Here is an 18530-nt window from a genome sequence, read left to right as displayed (position 1 = left end):
GCCAGGTGCAACGTCAATGGATGCGGGCGGCCAGCGGCAGCCCGGGGGCTCAGCTTTTCTGCTTCGCTTCGACGTCGATGGTGGTCTTGGTGGTGTCCTGCGACACCTGGCCGGCCGGGGGGGTGTCGGTGCCGGCAGCCGCCTGGCCGCCTTCCTTCATGCCGTCCTTGAAGCCCTTGACGGCGCCGCCCAGGTCGGAGCCGATGTTCTTCAGCTTCTTGGTGCCGAACACCATCACCACGATCAGCAGAACGATCAGCCAATGCCAAATGGAAAGGGAACCCATGTTGAAACTCCTGTGCGGGGACGGACCCCTGAATTGCCTTGGATTCTAAAGCCAGGGTGCGTCGCTTCCATGACGAAGGACAAAATGCAACCACAGCCCCTAGGGACAGCGGCGCCCGAGCACGCGCCCCACCCGGGAGACACCGCCGGGCTGGCGCCGCCAGACGGCTGGCATCGCCCCCTGGGGGTGACGCTGCAAGCGGCGCGGGGGGAACTCGCGTTCAGCCGCGCAGCCAGGGCCGCGGGCCACCCATCACATGCAGGTGCAGGTGGTGGATTTCCTGGCCGCCTTCGGCGCCGGTGTTGGTCACGATGCGGAAACCGCCTTCGGGGTAGGGCCGGCAGCCCTGCTCCAGGGCCAGGCGCGGCGCCAGGCTCATCATGTGGCCCAGCAGCGCGGCGTCGTCGGCCGTGACCTGTGCCATGGACGCGATGTGGCGCTTGGGCACCAGCAGAAAATGCACCGGTGCCCAGGGGTGGATGTCGTGGAAGGCGAACACATGTTCGTCCTCGTAGACCTTCTTGCTCGGGATCTGGCCGGCAACAATCTTGCAGAACAGGCAGTTGTCAACGCTCATGCGGGAATCTCCATGGGCTGACCAGCGTTCATGCGGGTCATGCCTTTGACGATGCGGTAGAGGAACCAGACCGAGATCGCGACCCACGCGATCCAGCCCGGGAAGAAGAACAGCAGCCACAGCGGCACGGTCACCAGGTAGAGCACCATGGCCCACATGACGCTGCGCAGGCGCCAGCTGAAGTGGCTGGCGTGCCAGGTGCCCACCGCCTCGCCGCGCTTCACCAGGTCGATGACCAGCGCCACGATCAGCAGCGTGGGGCCCCACTGCCCACCCGGCACCACCGCGCTGACCGCCACGATGAGGTGCAGCACGTAGCTGATGGTGCCCACGGTGTTGAGGCTGCGCAGGCGTTCGGTCTGGTCATCCATGGCGGGTCTCCGGGGCGGGTTGGGGTCAGTGCCCGGCGTCGCGGGCCTGTGCCTTGCGCAGGGCTTTTTCTTCCAGGCCGCTCAGGCCTTCGCGGCGCGCCAGCTCGGCCACCACGTCGGCCGGCGACAGGCCGTAATGGGCCAGCGCGATCATGGAATGGAACCACAGATCGGCCACCTCGCCCACCAGCTTGGCGGGGTCGCCGCCGTGGTCGCAGTCCTTGGCGGCCATCACGGTTTCGGTGGCTTCCTCGCCGATTTTCTTGAGAAAGGCGTCGGGGCCCTTGTGCAGCAGGCGGGCGACGTAGCTCTTGTCCGGGTCGCCGCCGTTGGCGGGCTTGCGGCTTTCGATCACCGCGGCAAGGCGGTCCAGGGCATCGGTGGCGTTCATCGTCATTTGTAAATCGATTCCGGGTCCTTGAGCACCGGCTCCACCGGCGTCCAGGCGCCGTCTCGGAGCACGCTGAAGAAACAGCTGTGGCGGCCGGTGTGGCAGGCGATGCCGGGTTCGTGGCCCAGCTGCGTCACCTGCAGCAGCACCACGTCGTTGTCGCAGTCGATGCGGATCTCGTGCACCGTCTGCACGTGGCCCGATTCCTCGCCCTTGAACCAGAGCTTGTTGCGCGAGCGGCTGAAGTACACGGCACGGCCCAGCGCGGCGGTCTTTTCCAGCGCCTCGCGGTTCATCCAGGCGAACATCAGCACGTCCTTGCTGCCGTGCTCCTGGGCGATCACCGGCACCAGGCCCTGGGCGTCCCACTTGATCTGATCGAGCCAGTCCATCACAGCCTCACTGGAATGCCGCGCTCGGCCATGTGGCGCTTGGCCTGGCCGACGGTGTATTCGCCGTAATGGAAGATGCTGGCGGCCAGCACCGCGTCGGCGCCGCCCGCCTGGATGCCGGCGGCCAGGTGGTCGAGGTTGCCCACGCCGCCCGAGGCGATCACCGGCACGTCCACCGCCTCGCTCACGCTGCGCGTGAGTTCCAGGTCGAAGCCGGCCTTGGTGCCGTCGCGGTCCATGCTGGTCAGCAAAATTTCGCCAGCGCCGTGTTCGGCCATCTGCCGGGCCCAGGCCACGGCGTCCAGGCCGGTGTTCTTGCGCCCGCCGTGGCTGTAGACGTCCCAGCCTTCGCCGCGGTCCAGCAGGTCGGCGCCAAAGCGGCGCTTGGCGTCGATGGCGACCACGATGCACTGCGCGCCGTATTTGGCCGAGGCCTCGCGGATCACCTGCGGGTTGGCGATGGCCGCCGAGTTGAAGCTGGTCTTGTCGGCGCCGGCGTTGAGCAGGCGGCGCACGTCTTCCACGGTGCGCACACCGCCGCCCACGGTCAGCGGGATGAAGACCTGCGAGGCGACCGCTTCGATGATGTGCAGGATCAGGTCGCGACCGTCGCTGGTGGCGGTGATGTCGAGAAAGGTCAGTTCGTCGGCGCCCTGGTCGTTGTAACGGGCGGCGATTTCCACCGGATCACCGGCATCGCGCAGTTCGACGAAGTTGACGCCCTTGACGACGCGACCACCGGTCACGTCCAGGCAGGGGATGATGCGTTTGGCGAGCATGGCCCTATTGTCGCAGGCCCGCAGCCTCCCCCGCCCGGCCTAGACGCCGGCCACCGCCAAGATGCTCACTGCGGCACCAGTCCAGAGGCCTTCACCAGTTCCGCATGCAGCGTGAGTTCCTGCGCGATGGTCTGCTGGAACTGCTCGGGCGTGGTGGGCGCCACATCCATGCCGGCTTCCAGCAAGTGGTTCTTCACCTCCTCGCTCTGCAGGATGGCGTGCACCTGGCGGTTGAGCTGGTCGACGATGGGGCGCGGCGTGCGCGCCGGCGCCAGCAGGCCGATCCAGGTCTGCATGACCATGTTCTGGATGCCGGCCTCGCGCATGGTGGGCACGTCGGTGATCAGCGGTGAGCGCTTCTCGCTCATCAGGGCCAGCGCCGCCAGCTTGCCGGCCTTGATGTGAGGCAGCGCCTCGGGCAGTGGCGCGAACAGCAGGTCCACGTTGCCGCCCAGCAGGTCGTTGATGGCCAGCGCGCCACCCTTGTAGGGAATGTGTGTCATGCGCAGCTGCATGCGGGTCTCGAACATGAGCGCGGCCAGGTGCTGCGGGCTGCCATCGCCCGAGCTGGCGTAGGTCAGGCTGCCCGGGTTGGCCTTGGCCGCGGCCAGCACGGCGCCGGCGGTCGCGAACTTCTGCTTGTCCTTGACCACCAGCACCATGGCCTGGTTGGCCAGCTTGGTGATGGGCGCGAAATCGGCCTGTGGGTCGTAGGGCATCTCCTTGAAGATGGCCTTGTTGGTGGTCAGGAAGGAGGCCGGCGAGGCCATCAGCATGTAGCCGTCCGGCGGCGCCTTGGCCACCACCGGCAGGCCGATGCGGCCGGACGCACCGGCCCGGTTGTCGACCACGAAGGGCTGGCCGGTGACGGCCGCCAGCTTCTGGCCCACCAGGCGGGCGATCATGTCCACGCCCCCACCGGCCGGCAAGGCCACCATGAGCTTGACCGGGCGGTCGGGATAGCCGCCCTGGGCGCTGGCCGGTGCCGCGGCGGCCAGCAGGCCGATCGCGCAGGCCAGGAGGGAAAGTGTGCGTCGTGTGTTCATGTCTGCAGCTCCAGTGGTTCAGGAAGAAAGGGGGGTGCCTTGGCCGGCCTCGTCGCCAACGAGGCGGTCCAGGCGCAGGCGGGTGATGGCGGCGATCTCGTCGAGCGTGTGAGCCAGCTCGGTGGCGCGGTCGTGTTCCAGGCGCTGCCGGAAGGCGAGCAACGCCGACGCCCGCGTGTGGCGGCGGATGCAGAGAATGAAGGGGAAGCCGAAGCGCGTGCGGTAAGCGTGGTTGAGTTCATCCCACCGACTGGCCTCTTGCCCATCCAGGCGGTCCAGCGCGAGCGTGCCCTGCTCGTCCACCGAGGCCGCGGTCATGGTGCCCCGGCGGGCGTCTTCGCCGGCCAGCTCCGGGTGGCCGGCATAGAAGGCCACGCGCTCGGGCTCGCCCAGCCCGGCAACCACCCCCACCATCGCGCGGTGCAGTGCCTCGGCGCTCGCGAAGGGGCGCTGGTCCAGCACGCCGCGGGCCACCCACGGCGCGTGCTCCCAGATGTCGGCCAGTGCGGCGCAGAAGGCCTCGGGCTCGCAGGTGTTGAGGTGTTGAAGGCTGATGCGTGCTGTCATGAAACGCATCGTAGGCAGGGCTTTCATTGCCGTCCATCTCAGCTTTTGCAGCATTGCGTACGCAAAATCAGTATGATTTACCTGCCCTCCTCCCTGCGGGATCCGTCCATGCGCCATTCGCTCGTCTCCGCCGGACTGCGCTACGCCGACCAGGTCGCGCGCTCCGGCTCCATCCAGAAAGCCGCGCGCGAACTGCACGTGGCGGCCTCCGCCATCAACCGGCAGATCCTGAATCTGGAAGACGAACTGGGGGTACCCCTGTTCGAGCGGCTGCCGCGTGGCATGCGGCTCACCTCATCGGGCGACGCCATCATCACGCTGGTGCGCCGCTGGCGGCAGGACGAGCGCCAGCTGGCGGCCGAGATCCGGCGCATCCAGGGCATACACCAGGGCCATGTGTCGCTGGTGGCCATGGACAGCCATGCCACCAGCATCCTCCCGGCGCTGGTGGAGGACCTGAGCGCACAGCACCCATTGATCAGCCTGTCCATCGAGCTGGCCACGCCCGACGATGCCGAGGTCGCGCTGATGACGGGCAAGGCCGACCTGGCGGCCATCTTCAACCTGGCGCCACGGCGGGAACTGCTGGTGCTCTGGAAAAGCGAGCTGCCCCTGGGCTGCGTGGTGGCGCCGGGCCACCCGCTGGCGCAACGCCAGACCGTGAGTTTCCAGGAGGCCACGGTCCACCCGATCGCGCTGCAGAGCAAGGCCCTGACGATACGGCGTTACCTCGAGGCCCAGTACAGCTGGCTGTTCAAGGAATCGCGCCGCTGCATCGAGACCAATTCATTGCAGCTGGTCAAGCAGCTGGCGCTGGGGGGCCACCATGTGGTGTTCACGTCCGAGCTGGACGTGGGGCCGGAGCTGGCCAGCGGCCGCCTGGTCTTCATTCCGATCCGGGACCGGGGCGCCGAGCCCCAGGGCATCAGCGTGGCCGTGGACGCCGCCCGCCCGCCCCGTCCGATCGTGAAGCTGGTGTCCGAGCGCCTCATCGCGGCGCTGCAGGACTGCCTGAGCGCCGCGCGCGGGCCCGGTGTCCGGGGACCGGACACCCAGCCCTGAGGCCTCAGCCGTTCAACTCGTCGGCCAGCTGCTGGCCGGCCTCGAAGTCGAGGTCGCCGGTGTAGATGGAGCGGCCGCAGATCACGCCCTCCACGCCCTCGCCCTCGACCTCGCACAGGCGGCGGATGTCTTCGAGGTTGGACAGGCCGCCCGAGGCGATCACGGGGATGCTCAACGCCTGGGCCAGCTTGACGGTGGCCTCGATGTTGATGCCGGTCAGCATGCCGTCGCGGCCGATGTCGGTGTAGATCACGGACTCGACGCCGTAGTCCTCGAACTTCTTGGCCAGGTCGACCACCTCGTGGCCGGTCAGCTTGCTCCAGCCGTCGGTGGCCACCTTGCCGTCCTTGGCGTCCAGCCCCACGATGATGTGGCCGCCGAAGGCGGTGCAGGCGTCCTGCAGGAACCCGGGGTTCTTGACCGCGGCGGTGCCGATGATGACGTAGCGCAGGCCGGCGTCGAGGTAGCGTTCGATGGTGTCGAGGTCGCGGATGCCGCCGCCGAGCTGCACGTCGACCTCGGAGCCCACTTCCTTGAGGATCTTGCGGATGGCCTGCTCGTTCTTGGGCTTGCCGGCAAAGGCGCCGTTGAGGTCGACCAGGTGCACGCGGCGCGCGCCCTTGTCGACCCAGCCCCGGGCCACGGCCGCCGGGTCTTCGCCGAACACGGTCGTCTGGTCCATGTCGCCCTGTTTGAGGCGCACGCATTGGCCGTCTTTCAAGTCAATGGCAGGTATCAGCAGCATGGCGGTGTGGTGTGAAAGAAAGGACGCGTCGCGTCAGGGGTTCCAGTGGAGGAAGTTGCGGTAAAGCGCCAGCCCTTGGTCGGCGCTCTTCTCGGGGTGAAACTGGGCGGCAAAAATGTTGTCGCGCGCGATGGCGGCGGACAGCCGCACGCCATAGTCGGTCTCGCCCACGCTGTGCGCGGGCGCATCGGGCTGGGCATAGAAGCTGTGCACGAAGTAGAAGTAGGCACCCTCTTCCACGCCCTGCCACAGCGGGTGCGGCGCGCCGCGGCCGAGTTGGTGGAAAACCTGGTTCCAGCCCATCTGTGGCACCTTGTAGCGGCTGCCGTCGGGCTGAAGCTGGCCTTCGAGGCGGAAGCGGCGCACCTGGCCGGGAATCAGGCCCAGGCCGTCGGTGGGGCCTTCCTCGCTGTGGCTCAGCAGCATCTGCATGCCGACGCAGACACCGAACAGCGGTTTGTGGGCGGCAGCGTGCAGCACGGCGTCGCGCAGGCCCGAGCGCTGGAGCTCGGCCATGCAGTCGGGCATGGCGCCCTGGCCGGGCAGCACCACCCGCTCGGCGTTCAGCACGTCCTGGGGATCGGAGGTCACGACCACCTCGAAGCCGGTGCCGGCGGTGACGTGCGCCACCGCCTGCGATACCGAGCGCAGGTTGCCCATGCCGTAGTCGACCACGGCCACTGTCTTGCGATTCATGCGAGGAAAAACCCGTTGGCTGCCACGGCAGGGTCAAATGTTCAGAGCGAACCTTTGGTGGAGGGGATGACGTCGCCCAGGCGCGGATCGCGCTCCAGGGCCATGCGCAGCGCGCGCGCGAACGCCTTGAAGATGGTCTCGCACTGGTGGTGTGCGTTCACGCCCTTGAGGTTGTCGATGTGCAGGGAGACACCGGCGTGGTTGACGAAACCCTGGAAGAACTCGAACACCAGCTGGGTGTCGAGCTGGCCGATCATGCCGCTGGTGAAGGCCACCTCCATGTGCAGGCCCGGGCGACCGGAGAAATCCACCACCACGCGGCTCAGCGCCTCGTCCAGCGGCACGTAGGCATGGCCGTAGCGGCGGATGCCCTTCTTGTCGCCCACCGCTCGCGCGAAGGCCTGGCCCACGGTGATGCCCACGTCCTCCACCGTGTGGTGGCCATCGATGTGCAGGTCGCCCTCGCAGGCGATGTCGAGGTCGATCAGCCCGTGGCGGGCGATCTGGTCGAGCATGTGGTCGAAGAAGCCGATGCCCGTGGCCAGGCGCGAGCTGCCCTTGCCATCGAGATTGATGGCCACGCGGATGCGGGTTTCGCTGGTCTGGCGGTCGACCACCGCGATGCGGTCGGGATGGGAAACGATGAGGTTGGTGGTCATAGGGCTTGGCGCAGGGCCGACAGCATCTGCGTGTTCTCGTCGGCGGTGCCCACGGTCAGGCGCAGGCAGTTGGCCAGCAATGGGTGCATTTTAGAAACATTCTTCACCAGCACGCCAGCGGCCTTGAGGCCATCGAAGGCGCGCCCGGCATCGGGCACACGCACCAGCACCATGTTGGCCTGGCTGGGGAAGACGCGGGTGCCGGGCAGCCCCGCCAATGCGTCGATCAGGCGCTGGCGCTGGGCGCGGATGTCGGCCGCCTGGGCGGCGAACACCTGGTCGTGTTCCAGCGCGAACAGCGCACACTCGGCGTTGAGCACGCTGATGTTGTAGGGCGGACGGACCTTGTCGACCTCGGCCACCAGGGCCTGCGGCCCCACCATGTAACCCAGGCGCACGCCGGCCAGGCCGAACTTGGACAGGGTGCGCATCAGCAGCACGTGACCGTTGGCCGCCGGATCGCGGTGGATCTCGTCCAGCCAACTGGCGCTGGAGAAGGGCTGGTAGGCCTCGTCGATGACCACCAACCCCCCCACGGCCGCCACCTCGGCGACCAGGCGGCGCATCACGGACGCGTCCCACAGGTTGGCGGTGGGGTTGTTGGGGTAGGCCAGGTAGGTGATGGCGGGCTGGTGGGCGCGGATGGCGGCGGTCATGGCCGCCTCGTCGAGTTCGAAGTCGGCCGTCAGGTCCACGCCATGGAAGGCCAGGCCCTGGAGCTGGGCGCTCATGGCGTACATCACAAAACCCGGCAGCGGCGCCAGGATGCTGGCGCCGGGCACGTCGCAGGCCATGGCCAGCAGCGAGATCAGTTCGTCGGACCCGTTGCCCAGCATGAGCGCGTGGCCCGCGGGCAGGTCCACATGGCGCGCGATGGCGGCCTTGAGGGCATCCACCCGCGGCCCGGGGTAGCGGTTGATGGCCACCGCGCCCAGGCGGGCGCCCAGCTCGGCCTGCAGGGCGGGCGACAGCCGGTGTGGGTTCTCCATCGCGTCGAGCTTGAGCAGACCGGCCGCGTCCTGCACCGCGTAGGCGTGCATGGACTGGACGTCGGCGCGGATGCGCTGGGCCGGCGCGGGGGGCAAGGTGGCGTTCGCGTTCATTTGGGCATCAAACATCAATCGGCACAGCGGTAGCTGCTGGACAAGGCATTGGTCATCACCAGCTCCACCGGCATGTCGGCTTCGTACACACCTTCGTTGCGCAACAGCTCGGCGCGGTAGAGCGAGGCCGCCGTCTGCGGCGTGAGCCGCCGGCCCTGCAGGCAAAACAGCGGCTTGCGCCCGTTGCGCTGGGCCATGGCATTGGCCTCCAGAGCCCCCTCCATCACACCGATCAGGTAGTACTGCGCGTGGAGGTCGCCGTTGGCCTGCAACTGCTCGATGGCGCGCAACTCGCGGATGCTCATGGCGCTGGCCTGGGTGGCGCACAGCGCCAGGGCCAGCCACGCCAGACACCCCGGGCTGGAGCGCAAGCACGCATTCAACAGGGGGCGCCGCCGGGCTGGCTTTGCCAGACGGCTGGCGCCGCCCCCTGGGGGGTGACGCGAAGCGGCGCGGGGGGAGCTCATTTCAAGCGCATTTCTGCCGCCCGGGCGTGGGCTTGCAGGCCCTCGCCGTGCGCCAGCACGCTGGCGGTGTGGCCCAGCACCTGGGCGCCAGCCTCGCTGACCTCGATCAGGCTGCTGCGTTTCTGGAAGTCGTAGACGCCCAGGGGCGAGGAAAAACGCGCCGTGCCGCTGGTGGGCAGGACGTGGTTGGGGCCGGCGCAGTAGTCGCCCAGGCTTTCGCTGGTGAAGGCGCCAAGGAAGATGGCGCCGGCGTGGCGCAGCAGCGGCTCCCAGCGGTGCGGGTCGCGGCTGCTGACCTCCAGGTGCTCGGGTGCGATGCGGTTGCTGATGTCGCAGGCCTCTTCCATGCTGCGGGTGTGGATCAGGGCGCCACGGTCGTTCAGGCTCTTGGCGATGATGGCCGCGCGCGGCATCTCGGGCAGCAGGCGGTCGATTTCGCGCTGCACCGCGTCGATGTAGCCGGCGTCCGGGCACAGCAGGATGCTTTGCGCCAACTCGTCGTGCTCGGCCTGCGAGAACAGGTCCATCGCCACCCAGTCGGGCGGGGTCGTGCCGTCGGCCAGCACCAGGATCTCGCTCGGGCCGGCGATCATGTCGATGCCCACGGTGCCGAACACGCGGCGCTTGGCACTGGCCACGTAGGCGTTGCCGGGGCCGGTGATCTTGTCCACACGCGGCACGGTGGCCGTGCCGTAGGCCAGCGCGCCCACGGCCTGCGCTCCCCCGACGGTGAAGGCTCGGCTGACGCCGGCCACGGCGGCGGCGGCCAGCACCAGCGCGTTGCGCTCGCCCTTGGGCGTGGGCACCACCATGATGATCTCGGGCACACCGGCCACGTGGGCGGGGATGGCGTTCATCAGCACGCTGGATGGGTAGGCCGCCTTGCCGCCGGGCACGTAGATGCCCACGCGGTCCAGCGGCGTGACCTTCTGGCCCAACAGGGTGCCGTCTTCGTCGCGGTACTGCCAGCTTTCGCCACAGGCGCGTTTCTGGGCCTCGTGGTAGCTGCGCACCCGCGCGGCAGCAGACGCCAGCGCCTGGCGTTGCTCGGCCGGCAGGGCCAGCAGCGCCGCCTGCAGCTCGGCCTGCGTGATTTCGAGCGCGGCCACGCTGTCGGCCTGCAGGCCGTCAAAGCGCGCTGTGTAGTCCAGCACAGCCGCGTCGCCCCGGGCCTGCACGTCGGCCAGGATGTCGGCCACGCGCTGCTCGATGGCGGCGTCGGTGTCGGCGGCCCAATGCTGCAGCGCCTTGAAGCGGGCCTCGAAATCGGGCTGGGCGGTGGACAGGCGAACGGGCTGGGCGGACATGGCTGGAGGCTTTCAGGCGGGCTGGGCCGCAGTGGCAAAGGCTTCGATGATGGGTTTGATGGTCGCGCGCTTGAGCTTGAGCGCGGCCTGGTTGACGACCAGGCGGGAGCTGATGTCCATGATGCGCTCGACCTCGACCAGGTGGTTGGCCTTGAGGGTGTTGCCGGTGGAGACCAGGTCGACGATGGCGTCGGCCAGGCCGGTCAACGGCGCCAGCTCCATGCTGCCGTAGAGCTTGATCAGGTCCACGTGCACGCCCTTGGCCGAGAAGAACTCGCGCGCGATGGCCGTGTACTTGGTGGCCACGGTCAGGCGCGAGCCCTGGCGCACGGCCGAGGCGTAGTCGAAATCGGCGCGCACGGCCACGCTCATGCGGCAGCGGGCGATGTGCAGGTCCAGCGGCTGGTAGAGCCCGCCGCCGGCACCGCCCCACTCGGCCTGGTGTTCGATCAGCGTGTCCTTGCCACACACGCCCAGGTCGGCGCCGCCGTACTGCACGTAAGTGGGCACGTCGGAGGCGCGCACCAGCACCACCTGCACGTCCGGGCGGTTGGTCGGGAGGATGAGCTTGCGCGACTTCTCGGGGTCTTCCAGCACCTCGATGCCGGCGGCTTTGAGCAGCGGCAGCGTCTCTTCGAAAATGCGGCCCTTGGACAGCGCGAGGGTGACCAGATCAGGTTTCATGGCTTGACGCGTTCGATGTCCGCGCCCAGAGCGCGCAGCTTGTTTTCCATGCGGTCGTAGCCGCGGTCCAGGTGGTAAATGCGGTCCACGGTGGTCTCGCCGTCGGCCACCAGGCCGGCGATCACCAGGCTGGCGGAGGCGCGCAGGTCGGTGGCCATCACCGTGGCGCCCGACAGGCGCGGCACGCCGGTGATCAGGGCCACCTTGCCCTCCACCTGGATGTCGGCCCCCAGGCGCTGCAGCTCCTGCACGTGCATGTAGCGGTTCTCGAAGATGGTCTCGGTCACGCGGCTGGCGCCCTGGGCCACCACGTTGAGCGCCATGAACTGGGCCTGCATGTCGGTCGGGAAACCGGGGTATTCGGTGGTGCGGAAGGTCTGCGCCTTGAGCGCGCCGGCACCGGGCGAGGCCACGCGCACGCCGCCCGCCACGGCTTCCACCGTCACGCCGGCGTCGCGCAGCTTGTCGATGACGGCGTCCAGGTGGTCGGCACGGGCGGCCTGCAGGATGGCGTCACCGCCGGCGGCGGCCACCGCGCACAGGAAGGTGCCGGCCTCGATGCGGTCGGCCACCACCTGGTGTTCGCAGCCGCCCAGGCGTTCCACGCCCTGGATGCGGATGCGGCGCGAGCCATGGCCCTCGATGCGGGCGCCCATCTTGATGAGCATCTCGGCCAGGTCCACCACCTCGGGTTCTTCGGCTGCGTTTTCCAGCACGGTCTCGCCATCGGCCAGGGCAGCGGCCATCATGAGGTTTTCGGTGCCGGTGACGGTCACCATGTCGGTGGTGATATGGGCGCCTTGCAGGCGCGTGCGGCCGGTGGGCAGCGAGGCCTCGATGTAGCCGTGCTCGACCACGATGACCGCTCCCATGGCCTGCAGGCCCTTGATGTGCTGGTCCACCGGGCGCGAACCGATGGCGCAGCCCCCGGGCAGCGACACCCGTGCATGGCCAAACCGCGCCAGCAGCGGGCCCAGCGCCAGGATGGAGGCGCGCATGGTCTTGACCAGCTCGTAGGGCGCCTCGGGCTTGTCCAGCGCGCCAGCGCCCAGCAGCACGCGGTCGCTGTCGGCCGGGTCGCGCTCGGCGGTCACGCCCATGTTGCGGATCAGCTTGAGCATGGTGCTCACGTCCTGCAGCGCCGGCACATTGTGCAGGGTCACGGCATCGGCCGTGAGCAGGGCCGCGCAGAGCTCGGGCAGGGCGGCGTTCTTGGCGCCCGACACCCGCAGTTCGCCGTGCAGGCGCTGGCCGCCGCGTATGCGCAGTTGATCCATGCGTCAGCCCCCCGCCTGCCGGGCCCACTCGGCCGGCGTGTGGGTCTTCATCGACAGGGCATGCACCTCGTCGGTCAACATGCGGCTGCCCAGCGTGGCATAGACACGCTGATGGCGCTGGATGGCGCGCTTGCCCTCGAATTCGGAGGAAACGATCACGGCCGACCAGTGGCGGCCATCGCCGCTCACTTCGATGTGGTCACAGCGCAGTCCGGCGCTGATGATGGCTTGCAGTTCTTCGGCGGTCATGGGTCCCTGGGGTCGCTTAGTGTCGGATCTTGTAGCCGATGCGCAGCAGATGCAGCGCGATCGCGCTGACCCCGGCAAAGGCGGTGGCCACGATGCTCAGGCTCAGCCACGGCGAGGCGTCGCTGACGCCGAAGAAACCGTAGCGGAAGCCGTCGATCATGTAGAAAAACGGATTGAGGTGGCTCACGCGCTGCCAGAACTCGGGCAGCGAGTGGATGGAATAGAACACGCCCGACAAAAAGGTCATGGGCATGATGAGGAAGTTCTGGAAGGCGGCCATCTGGTCGAACTTCTCGGCCCACAGACCGCCGATCAGGCCCAGCGCGCCCAGCAGACCGGCGCCGAGCACCGCGAACAGCACGATCCACTGCGGCGCCACCCAGCTCGGACGGCCGAACCAGGCCGTCACGGCCAGCACGCCCGCGCCCACCACCAGACCTCGCACCATGGACGAACCGACGTAGGCCACGAACCAGGCGCGGTGCGACAGCGGCGTGAGCAGCAGGAACACCAGGTTGCCCATCATCTTGCTCTGGATCAGGCTGGACGAGCTGTTGGCAAAGGCATTCTGCAACACACTCATCATCACCAGGCCGGGCACCAGGAAGGCGGTGTAGCTGATGGAGCCGTAGACGGTGACGCGGCCTTCGAGCACGTGCCCGAAGATCAACATGTAGAGCAGCGCGGTGACGATGGGCGCGATCACGGTCTGGAAGGCCACCTTCCAGAAACGAAGAATCTCTTTGTAGAACAGGGTCTGCCAACCGGTCATTTGCATGCCCCCATGCTTGTCGCTGCGCGCACTGCGCTGCCCCCTGAGGGGATGTGCGCGCCTTCGGGCGGTCGTGCGGTGCTCATGGCGTCACCTCCTCGGTCGGTGGCATGGGCGCCATGGGTGCGGTGGTGGCCGACGCGCCGGACATCACGTCCAGGAACACGTCCTCCAGATCGGCCTTGCGGATCTCGATGTCATCGACCACCAGACCGGCCTCCCGCGCACGCGCCAGGATGCGCTCGACCTCGGCCGCGTTGTGCGCCGGCAGCTGCACCACCCGCCCGGTGACGCGGGCGATCGCGGTCAGGTCGGCGGGCAGGGTCTGGTCGGTCTTGAAGCGCAGCACGTTGGACGACGCCCGGCTCAGCAGGTCGGAGGTTTTTTCGAGCGCCACCACCTCGCCCCGCTTCAGCATGGCGATGCGGCCACACAGGGCCTCGGCCTCTTCGAGGTAGTGGGTGGTCAGCAGCACGGTGCTGCCCTGGGTCTTGTTGAGCTGCGAGACAAACTGCCAAAGGGTCTGGCGCAGCTCCACGTCCACGCCAGCCGTGGGTTCGTCGAGCACGATGACCGGCGGCTTGTGCACCAGGGCCTGCGCCACCAGCACACGGCGTTTCATGCCACCCGAGAGCTGGCGCATGTTGGCGCCGGCCTTGTCGGCCAGGCCCAGGCCCTCGAGCAGTTCGTCGATCCAGGCGTCGTTGCCCTGGATGCCGAAATAGCCGGACTGGATGCGCAGGGTCTCGCGCACGTTGAAGAAAGGGTCGAACACCAGCTCTTGTGGCACCACGCCCAGCTGGCGCCGGGCGGCGGCGAAGTCGCTCACCACATCGTGGCCGAGCACCCGTACATGGCCACCGCTGGCGCGCGAAAGGCCCGCCAGTATGCTGATGAGGGTGGTTTTGCCGGCGCCATTGGGGCCGAGCAAGCCAAAAAACTCACCCGCCTCGATGTCGAAACTCACGCCCTTGAGGGCCTGCAGCTCGCCACGCGGCGTGGCGTAGTTCTTGGAGACGTTCTGAAATGAAATGGCGGGCATGGACCCGGCATTTTACGCGGGCAACAGTTCGCCTACCCCGTACAGGGCCACCAGCTCGGCCAGCCGCGCCGGCAAACGTCGCACCTCCAGCGCGCGGCCCTGCGACAGCGCCCAGCGGCGCAGCGACAGCAGCGCGGCCAGCGCGGTCGAATCGAAGTCCTGCAGCGCGGAAGCGTCCACCACGACCGGCCCCGTTGCCGCGCCGGCCTGCTGCTGCAAGGCGGCCAGGCAGGCCACCGCGTCGGCATGGGTCAGGCGTGCCGGCAGCGCCAGGGCGGCCGAGGAGGCGGTGTTCATCAGCTCTTGCCGTTGGATTTGTTGCGCTGGGCCAGCGACGTGATCAGTCCGTCCAGCCCCTTGTTGTTGATTTCCTGCGCGAACTGGCTGCGGTAGGTCTCGACCAGCCAGACGCCCAACACGTTGAGGTCGTAGATTTTCCAGCCGCCGGCGGTCTTCTCCAACCGGTAGTCCAACTGGATGGGTTCGCCACGGCCACGCACCTCGGAGCGCACCACCACCTCGGTATCCTCGGGTTTGGCACGCAGCGGCTTGAAGCTCAGGGTGTGCTCCTTGACCTCGCCCAGGGCGCCCGAATAGGTGCGCACCAGCAGGGTCTTGAACTCATCCTGCAGGCGTTTCTGCTGCTCGGGCGTGGCCTGGCGCCAGAAGCGGCCCACGGCGGAGGCCGTCATGCGGGTGAAGTTGACGTTGGGCATGATCTTGCCGTCCACCAGCGCGGTGATGCGGCCCACGTCGCCGGCCTGGATGGCGGCATCGCTCTTGACGGCATCGAGCACCTCGGTCGAGATGCGCTTGACCAGGGCGTCGGGCGCCTCTTCCTGGGCCCAGGCGCCGCCAACGGCGAACACGCTGCCCACGGCCAGCACAGTGCGGTAAAAGTCACGTCGTTTCATGGCTGTCGCCTTTCCGGGCCGCACCGGCGGCCCCTGATGAATGTTCAAAGACCCCGGCCACGGACCTGGGTTCCATGTTGCTACAAGTGCTTACTCGTCGGCGGCATCGTCGTCGCGCCCAATCAAGGCGCGGACCTGGCTGTCGCGGCGCTGCAGGTAGGCATCGCGGGTGAAGCTGTACTTGTCCAGCGCGGCCTGGTCGAGCATGGTACCGGCGCGCAGCAGGTTGGCACGGGCCTCGACCACGCGCAGCGCATACAGCGAATTGCGCGAAGGCACGTGGTCCATGCCCATCACCAGGTCACCCGACGCCTCCACGCCCATGCCCACCGCGTCGCGCACGGTGGACGGCCCCATGAAAGGCAGCACCAGGTAGGGGCCCGAGGGGATGCCCCAGCGGCCCAGGGTCTGGCCAAAATCCAGCGTGGTGCGCTCGATCTGCAATTCGGACGCCACGTCCAGCACACCGCCCAGGCCCAGGAAGGTGTTGACGTTGAAGCGCATGAAGTTTTCCACCGCCTCCTGCGGCCGCAGCTGCAGCGCGGCGTTGACCGAGGACCACAAGTCGCGCAGGTTGGCGAAGAAGTTGTTGACACCGGTGCGCAGCAGGTCGGGCATGACCTCGCGGTAGGCGGTGGCCACGGGCTTGAGCACCGCCTCGTCGACGCCGTCGTTGAAACGCTGCACGCCGCGGTTGAAGGGTTCGATGGGGTCGCGCGGGTGGGCGTTCGGGCCCGAGGCGCAACCGGCCAACACCACCAGGCACAAGGCGAGGCACCAGGACAGCCACCGCGCCATCACCGGGCGGATTGAAACAGCGCTGCAATGGGGGTTCATCGTGAATCCTTTCGAACTGGGGGCGGCATCGGCGCCCTCATTCGTCCTTTTTGCTGCCGCCATCGGCGGCCGATTTGAACAGGAACTGGCTGATCAGGTTTTCCAGCACCACCGCCGACTGCGTCTGCGTGATCACCGCACCTTCGCCCAGGTTGGCGGTATCGCCACCGGCCTCGACACCGATGTACTGCTCGCCCAGCAGGCCGCTGGTGAGGATCTTGAGCGAGCTGTCCTTGGGAAAGGCATAGCGGGCGTCCATGCTCAGCACCACGTTGGCCTGGAAGCTCTTGTCGTCGAAACCGATGGCCTCGACCCGCCCCACCACCACGCCGGCGCTGCGCACCGCGGAGCGAGGCTTGAGGCCACCGATGTTGTCGAAGCGCGCCGTGACCCGGTAGGTGGGATCGAAGCTGATCTGCAGCAGGTTGGCCGACTTGAGCGCCAGGAACAGCAGCGCGGCGATGCCGATCACCACAAACAGCCCCACCCAGACGTCGTTTTTGCTTTGTTGCATGTCTTTTCTCCGGCGTTCAGACCGTGAACATCATGGCCGTCAGGCCGAAATCGAGGCCCAGCACCCACAGCGAGGCCACCACCACCGTGCGGGTGGTGGCGCGCGACACGCCTTCGGGCGTGGGCTGGGCCATGTAGCCCTGGTAGAGCGCCACGAAAGTGACGGTGACGCCGAACACGATGCTCTTGAGCACGCCGTTGCCGAGGTCGTTCCACCACTCGACGCCGCCCTGCATCTGGCTCCAGAAGGAGCCGGCGTCGACACCGATCATCACCACCCCCACCAGCCAGCCGCCGATGATGCCCACGGCGCTGAAGACGGCCGCCAGCATGGGCATGGTGAACACGCCGGCCCAGAAACGCGGCGCCAGCACGCGACGGATCGGATCGACCGCCATCATCTCCATGGCGCTGAGCTGCTCGCCGGCCTTCATGAGGCCGATCTCGGCGGTGAGCGCGGTGCCGGCGCGGCCGGCGAACAGCAGCGCCGTGACCACCGGCCCCAGCTCGCGCAGCAGCGACAGCGCCACCATCATGCCCAGGGCCTCGGCCGAGCCGTAGCGCTGCAGGATGTAGTAGCCCTGCAGGGCCAGCACAAAACCGACGAACAGGCCCGACACGCCGATGATGGCCAGGGAGTAGTTGCCCAGAAAGTGAATCTGGTCGCGCACCAGGCCAAACCGCGCCAGCGTGGCCGGCAGCAGCTGCAGCAGGCGCAGGAACAGGCGCGTGGCCAGCCCCACCGCGCCCAGGCCCAGCCGCGCCGAGCGGCCCAGATCGGACAACAGCGCGCCCATCAGCGGCGCCCTCCGCGGGTGGCCACGCCAAAGTCGTCGGCCACGGTTGGGCCAGGGTAGTGGAAATGCACCGGCCCGTCGCTCTCGGCGTGCACGAACTGGTGCACCAGCGGATCGGTGGAGTGGCGCACCTCGTCGGGCGTGCCCTGCGCGGCCACCCGGCCGTTGGCCAGCACGATCACCTGGTCGGCGATGCCGAAGGTTTCTTCCAGGTCGTGCGAGACGATGATGCTGGTGATGCCCAGCGCGTCGTTGAGGCGGCGGATCAGCTGGGCCGCCGTGCCCAGGGAAATGGGGTCCAGGCCGGCAAAGGGCTCGTCGTACATGATGAGCTCGGGGTCCAGCGCGATGGCGCGGGCCAGCGCCACGCGCCGCGCCATGCCCCCCGAGATTTCGCTAGGCATGAGGTCACGCGCGCCACGCAGGCCCACGGCATTGAGTTTCATGAGAACGATGTCGCGCAGCAGGTCGTCGGGCAGGCGGGTGTGTTCGCGCAGCGGAAAAGCCACGTTCTCGAACACGCTCAGGTCGGTGAACAGGGCGCCGAACTGGAACAGCATGCCCATGCGGCGGCGCAAAGCGTGCAGACCCTCGCGGTCCAGCGTGGCCACGTCCTCACCATGCACCACGACCTGGCCGCCGCCGGCCTTTTGCTGGCCACCAATCAGGCGCAGCACGGTGGTTTTGCCGCCCCCCGAGGCGCCCATGAGCGCCGTCACCTTGCCACGCGGCACCTCCAGGCTGACGCCGTCGAGGATGACGCGCTCACCCCTCGCACCGGGATAGGCGAAGGTGACGTCGCGGAATTCGACCAGGTTGTCGTCGGCCATGCAGGGTAGGGGTGAAATGAAAACGCCGACCCTGCGGTCGGCGCGTTCCAGGCGGATTCAGGTGCTGTCAATGATAAAGGGTTTACCCCAGACCCCTGGATCCGCGCAGGTTAAGCTTTTGTCAACGCGGCAAATCGCTGTAACCCATCAGGAACTCGTCCACCGAG

General features: G+C 68.0%; 26 protein-coding genes. 1 reads left to right on the top strand and 25 read right to left on the bottom strand.

Annotated elements, in window-relative coordinates:
- Positions 1-49: 49 nt before the first annotated feature.
- The 8 genes from tatA to uraD all read right to left on the bottom strand — a co-directional run bounded on the left by tatA (position 50) and on the right by uraD (position 4409).
- Positions 50-286, bottom strand: coding sequence for a Sec-independent protein translocase subunit TatA (gene tatA / locus AAHB17_RS07515; RefSeq protein ID WP_342129916.1), 237 nt, complete (start codon positions 284-286; stop codon positions 50-52).
- A 220-nt stretch (positions 287-506) separates the two neighbouring features.
- Positions 507-863, bottom strand: a complete 357-nt coding sequence (locus tag AAHB17_RS07510; RefSeq protein WP_342129915.1) for a histidine triad nucleotide-binding protein — start codon at positions 861-863, stop codon at positions 507-509.
- Positions 860-1234 (bottom strand): DUF4870 family protein, encoded by a 375-nt coding sequence (locus AAHB17_RS07505; protein WP_342129914.1) that lies wholly within the window; start codon positions 1232-1234, stop codon positions 860-862. The genes AAHB17_RS07510 and AAHB17_RS07505 overlap by 4 nt, the downstream gene beginning before the upstream one ends.
- Positions 1235-1259: 25 nt before the next feature.
- On the bottom strand, positions 1260-1631 hold the full coding sequence (locus tag AAHB17_RS07500; protein ID WP_446719568.1) for a phosphoribosyl-ATP diphosphatase: 372 nt from the start codon (positions 1629-1631) through the stop codon (positions 1260-1262).
- Positions 1628-2017, bottom strand: coding sequence for a phosphoribosyl-AMP cyclohydrolase (hisI, locus tag AAHB17_RS07495; RefSeq protein ID WP_342129912.1), 390 nt, complete (start codon positions 2015-2017; stop codon positions 1628-1630). The genes AAHB17_RS07500 and hisI overlap by 4 nt, the downstream gene beginning before the upstream one ends.
- On the bottom strand, positions 2017-2796 hold the full coding sequence (hisF, locus tag AAHB17_RS07490; protein ID WP_342129911.1) for an imidazole glycerol phosphate synthase subunit HisF: 780 nt from the start codon (positions 2794-2796) through the stop codon (positions 2017-2019). The genes hisI and hisF overlap by 1 nt, the downstream gene beginning before the upstream one ends.
- 65 nt (positions 2797-2861) lie before the next feature.
- Positions 2862-3842, bottom strand: a complete 981-nt coding sequence (locus tag AAHB17_RS07485; RefSeq protein WP_342129910.1) for a Bug family tripartite tricarboxylate transporter substrate binding protein — start codon at positions 3840-3842, stop codon at positions 2862-2864.
- A gap of 18 nt (positions 3843-3860) precedes the next feature.
- On the bottom strand, positions 3861-4409 hold the full coding sequence (uraD, locus tag AAHB17_RS07480; RefSeq protein ID WP_342129909.1) for a 2-oxo-4-hydroxy-4-carboxy-5-ureidoimidazoline decarboxylase: 549 nt from the start codon (positions 4407-4409) through the stop codon (positions 3861-3863).
- Positions 4410-4517: 108 nt separating this feature from the next.
- Here uraD and AAHB17_RS07475 point away from each other — a divergent pair, with 108 nt between their 5' ends.
- Positions 4518-5471, top strand: coding sequence for a LysR family transcriptional regulator (locus AAHB17_RS07475; RefSeq protein ID WP_342129908.1), 954 nt, complete (start codon positions 4518-4520; stop codon positions 5469-5471).
- A gap of 4 nt (positions 5472-5475) precedes the next feature.
- Here the strand turns inward: AAHB17_RS07475 and hisA are convergent, their stop codons facing one another.
- From hisA to AAHB17_RS07390, 17 genes are all read right to left on the bottom strand, one after another.
- A complete protein-coding gene (gene hisA, locus AAHB17_RS07470) occupies positions 5476-6216 on the bottom strand; it encodes a 1-(5-phosphoribosyl)-5-[(5-phosphoribosylamino)methylideneamino]imidazole-4-carboxamide isomerase (RefSeq protein ID WP_342129907.1) in 741 nt (246 codons plus the stop codon).
- A 33-nt stretch (positions 6217-6249) separates the two neighbouring features.
- Entirely contained in the window at positions 6250-6912 is a 663-nt protein-coding gene (gene hisH, locus AAHB17_RS07465) for an imidazole glycerol phosphate synthase subunit HisH (protein WP_342129906.1), read from the bottom strand.
- A 41-nt stretch (positions 6913-6953) separates the two neighbouring features.
- Complete coding sequence (gene hisB, locus AAHB17_RS07460; RefSeq protein WP_342129905.1) at positions 6954-7571, bottom strand: imidazoleglycerol-phosphate dehydratase HisB; 618 nt, start codon at positions 7569-7571, stop codon at positions 6954-6956.
- A complete protein-coding gene (hisC, locus tag AAHB17_RS07455) occupies positions 7568-8674 on the bottom strand; it encodes a histidinol-phosphate transaminase (RefSeq protein ID WP_342129904.1) in 1107 nt (368 codons plus the stop codon). The genes hisB and hisC overlap by 4 nt, the downstream gene beginning before the upstream one ends.
- Positions 8675-8688: 14 nt before the next feature.
- The gene (locus tag AAHB17_RS07450; protein WP_342129903.1) at positions 8689-9045 is read right to left on the bottom strand and encodes a hypothetical protein; all 357 of its coding nucleotides are present in this window, start codon (positions 9043-9045) and stop codon (positions 8689-8691) included.
- A gap of 92 nt (positions 9046-9137) precedes the next feature.
- Positions 9138-10448, bottom strand: a complete 1311-nt coding sequence (hisD, locus tag AAHB17_RS07445; protein WP_342129902.1) for a histidinol dehydrogenase — start codon at positions 10446-10448, stop codon at positions 9138-9140.
- 12 nt (positions 10449-10460) lie between these two features.
- Positions 10461-11132, bottom strand: coding sequence for an ATP phosphoribosyltransferase (gene hisG / locus AAHB17_RS07440; RefSeq protein ID WP_342129901.1), 672 nt, complete (start codon positions 11130-11132; stop codon positions 10461-10463).
- Complete coding sequence (murA, locus tag AAHB17_RS07435) at positions 11129-12409, bottom strand: UDP-N-acetylglucosamine 1-carboxyvinyltransferase (protein WP_342129900.1); 1281 nt, start codon at positions 12407-12409, stop codon at positions 11129-11131. The genes hisG and murA overlap by 4 nt, the downstream gene beginning before the upstream one ends.
- Before the next feature lie 3 nt (positions 12410-12412).
- Positions 12413-12658 carry a BolA family protein gene (locus AAHB17_RS07430; protein WP_342129899.1) on the bottom strand — a complete coding sequence of 82 codons (246 nt, stop codon included), beginning with the start codon at positions 12656-12658 and terminating at the stop codon, positions 12413-12415.
- Between the two features lie 16 nt (positions 12659-12674).
- On the bottom strand, positions 12675-13430 hold the full coding sequence (locus AAHB17_RS07425) for an ABC transporter permease (protein ID WP_342130034.1): 756 nt from the start codon (positions 13428-13430) through the stop codon (positions 12675-12677).
- Positions 13431-13512: 82 nt separating this feature from the next.
- Complete coding sequence (locus AAHB17_RS07420) at positions 13513-14472, bottom strand: ABC transporter ATP-binding protein (protein WP_342129898.1); 960 nt, start codon at positions 14470-14472, stop codon at positions 13513-13515.
- Between the two features lie 12 nt (positions 14473-14484).
- Positions 14485-14769 carry an STAS domain-containing protein gene (locus AAHB17_RS07415; RefSeq protein ID WP_342129897.1) on the bottom strand — a complete coding sequence of 95 codons (285 nt, stop codon included), beginning with the start codon at positions 14767-14769 and terminating at the stop codon, positions 14485-14487.
- Positions 14769-15386: an MlaC/ttg2D family ABC transporter substrate-binding protein gene (locus tag AAHB17_RS07410; RefSeq protein ID WP_342129895.1), complete on the bottom strand. Its 618-nt coding sequence runs from the start codon at positions 15384-15386 to the stop codon at positions 14769-14771. The genes AAHB17_RS07415 and AAHB17_RS07410 overlap by 1 nt, the downstream gene beginning before the upstream one ends.
- A gap of 90 nt (positions 15387-15476) precedes the next feature.
- The gene (locus tag AAHB17_RS07405) at positions 15477-16223 is read right to left on the bottom strand and encodes an MlaA family lipoprotein (protein WP_446719567.1); all 747 of its coding nucleotides are present in this window, start codon (positions 16221-16223) and stop codon (positions 15477-15479) included.
- 37 nt (positions 16224-16260) lie between these two features.
- On the bottom strand, positions 16261-16737 hold the full coding sequence (gene mlaD / locus AAHB17_RS07400) for an outer membrane lipid asymmetry maintenance protein MlaD (RefSeq protein ID WP_342129894.1): 477 nt from the start codon (positions 16735-16737) through the stop codon (positions 16261-16263).
- A gap of 16 nt (positions 16738-16753) precedes the next feature.
- Entirely contained in the window at positions 16754-17533 is a 780-nt protein-coding gene (gene mlaE / locus AAHB17_RS07395) for a lipid asymmetry maintenance ABC transporter permease subunit MlaE (protein ID WP_342129893.1), read from the bottom strand.
- On the bottom strand, positions 17533-18363 hold the full coding sequence (locus tag AAHB17_RS07390; protein ID WP_342129892.1) for an ABC transporter ATP-binding protein: 831 nt from the start codon (positions 18361-18363) through the stop codon (positions 17533-17535). Before AAHB17_RS07390 ends, mlaE begins: the two co-directional genes overlap by 1 nt.
- Positions 18364-18530 lie beyond the last annotated feature (167 nt).

The organism is Hydrogenophaga sp. OTU3427 (assembly GCF_038440225.1).
GTDB lineage: Bacteria > Pseudomonadota > Gammaproteobacteria > Burkholderiales > Burkholderiaceae_C > Hydrogenophaga.
The sequence above is the reverse complement of the archived record's forward strand: the minus strand, read 5'-3'. Positions and strand labels throughout refer to the sequence as shown.

What these genes read in the sequence shown, in the direction of transcription:
- tatA (WP_342129916.1), bottom strand. Translation starts at nt 286, where the DNA reads ATGGGTTCCCTTTCCATTTGGCATTGGCTGATCGTTCTGCTGATCGTG.
- AAHB17_RS07510 (WP_342129915.1), bottom strand. Translation starts at nt 863, where the DNA reads ATGAGCGTTGACAACTGCCTGTTCTGCAAGATTGTTGCCGGCCAGATC.
- AAHB17_RS07505 (WP_342129914.1), bottom strand. Translation starts at nt 1,234, where the DNA reads ATGGATGACCAGACCGAACGCCTGCGCAGCCTCAACACCGTGGGCACC.
- AAHB17_RS07500 (WP_446719568.1), bottom strand. Translation starts at nt 1,631, where the DNA reads ATGACGATGAACGCCACCGATGCCCTGGACCGCCTTGCCGCGGTGATC.
- hisI (WP_342129912.1), bottom strand. Translation starts at nt 2,017, where the DNA reads ATGGACTGGCTCGATCAGATCAAGTGGGACGCCCAGGGCCTGGTGCCG.
- hisF (WP_342129911.1), bottom strand. Translation starts at nt 2,796, where the DNA reads ATGCTCGCCAAACGCATCATCCCCTGCCTGGACGTGACCGGTGGTCGC.
- AAHB17_RS07485 (WP_342129910.1), bottom strand. Translation starts at nt 3,842, where the DNA reads ATGAACACACGACGCACACTTTCCCTCCTGGCCTGCGCGATCGGCCTG.
- uraD (WP_342129909.1), bottom strand. Translation starts at nt 4,409, where the DNA reads ATGACAGCACGCATCAGCCTTCAACACCTCAACACCTGCGAGCCCGAG.
- AAHB17_RS07475 (WP_342129908.1), top strand. Translation starts at nt 4,518, where the DNA reads ATGCGCCATTCGCTCGTCTCCGCCGGACTGCGCTACGCCGACCAGGTC.
- hisA (WP_342129907.1), bottom strand. Translation starts at nt 6,216, where the DNA reads ATGCTGCTGATACCTGCCATTGACTTGAAAGACGGCCAATGCGTGCGC.
- hisH (WP_342129906.1), bottom strand. Translation starts at nt 6,912, where the DNA reads ATGAATCGCAAGACAGTGGCCGTGGTCGACTACGGCATGGGCAACCTG.
- hisB (WP_342129905.1), bottom strand. Translation starts at nt 7,571, where the DNA reads ATGACCACCAACCTCATCGTTTCCCATCCCGACCGCATCGCGGTGGTC.
- hisC (WP_342129904.1), bottom strand. Translation starts at nt 8,674, where the DNA reads ATGAACGCGAACGCCACCTTGCCCCCCGCGCCGGCCCAGCGCATCCGC.
- hisD (WP_342129902.1), bottom strand. Translation starts at nt 10,448, where the DNA reads ATGTCCGCCCAGCCCGTTCGCCTGTCCACCGCCCAGCCCGATTTCGAG.
- hisG (WP_342129901.1), bottom strand. Translation starts at nt 11,132, where the DNA reads ATGAAACCTGATCTGGTCACCCTCGCGCTGTCCAAGGGCCGCATTTTC.
- murA (WP_342129900.1), bottom strand. Translation starts at nt 12,409, where the DNA reads ATGGATCAACTGCGCATACGCGGCGGCCAGCGCCTGCACGGCGAACTG.
- AAHB17_RS07430 (WP_342129899.1), bottom strand. Translation starts at nt 12,658, where the DNA reads ATGACCGCCGAAGAACTGCAAGCCATCATCAGCGCCGGACTGCGCTGT.
- AAHB17_RS07425 (WP_342130034.1), bottom strand. Translation starts at nt 13,430, where the DNA reads ATGACCGGTTGGCAGACCCTGTTCTACAAAGAGATTCTTCGTTTCTGG.
- AAHB17_RS07420 (WP_342129898.1), bottom strand. Translation starts at nt 14,472, where the DNA reads ATGCCCGCCATTTCATTTCAGAACGTCTCCAAGAACTACGCCACGCCG.
- AAHB17_RS07415 (WP_342129897.1), bottom strand. Translation starts at nt 14,769, where the DNA reads ATGAACACCGCCTCCTCGGCCGCCCTGGCGCTGCCGGCACGCCTGACC.
- AAHB17_RS07410 (WP_342129895.1), bottom strand. Translation starts at nt 15,386, where the DNA reads ATGAAACGACGTGACTTTTACCGCACTGTGCTGGCCGTGGGCAGCGTG.
- AAHB17_RS07405 (WP_446719567.1), bottom strand. Translation starts at nt 16,223, where the DNA reads ATGAACCCCCATTGCAGCGCTGTTTCAATCCGCCCGGTGATGGCGCGG.
- mlaD (WP_342129894.1), bottom strand. Translation starts at nt 16,737, where the DNA reads ATGCAACAAAGCAAAAACGACGTCTGGGTGGGGCTGTTTGTGGTGATC.
- mlaE (WP_342129893.1), bottom strand. Translation starts at nt 17,533, where the DNA reads ATGGGCGCGCTGTTGTCCGATCTGGGCCGCTCGGCGCGGCTGGGCCTG.
- AAHB17_RS07390 (WP_342129892.1), bottom strand. Translation starts at nt 18,363, where the DNA reads ATGGCCGACGACAACCTGGTCGAATTCCGCGACGTCACCTTCGCCTAT.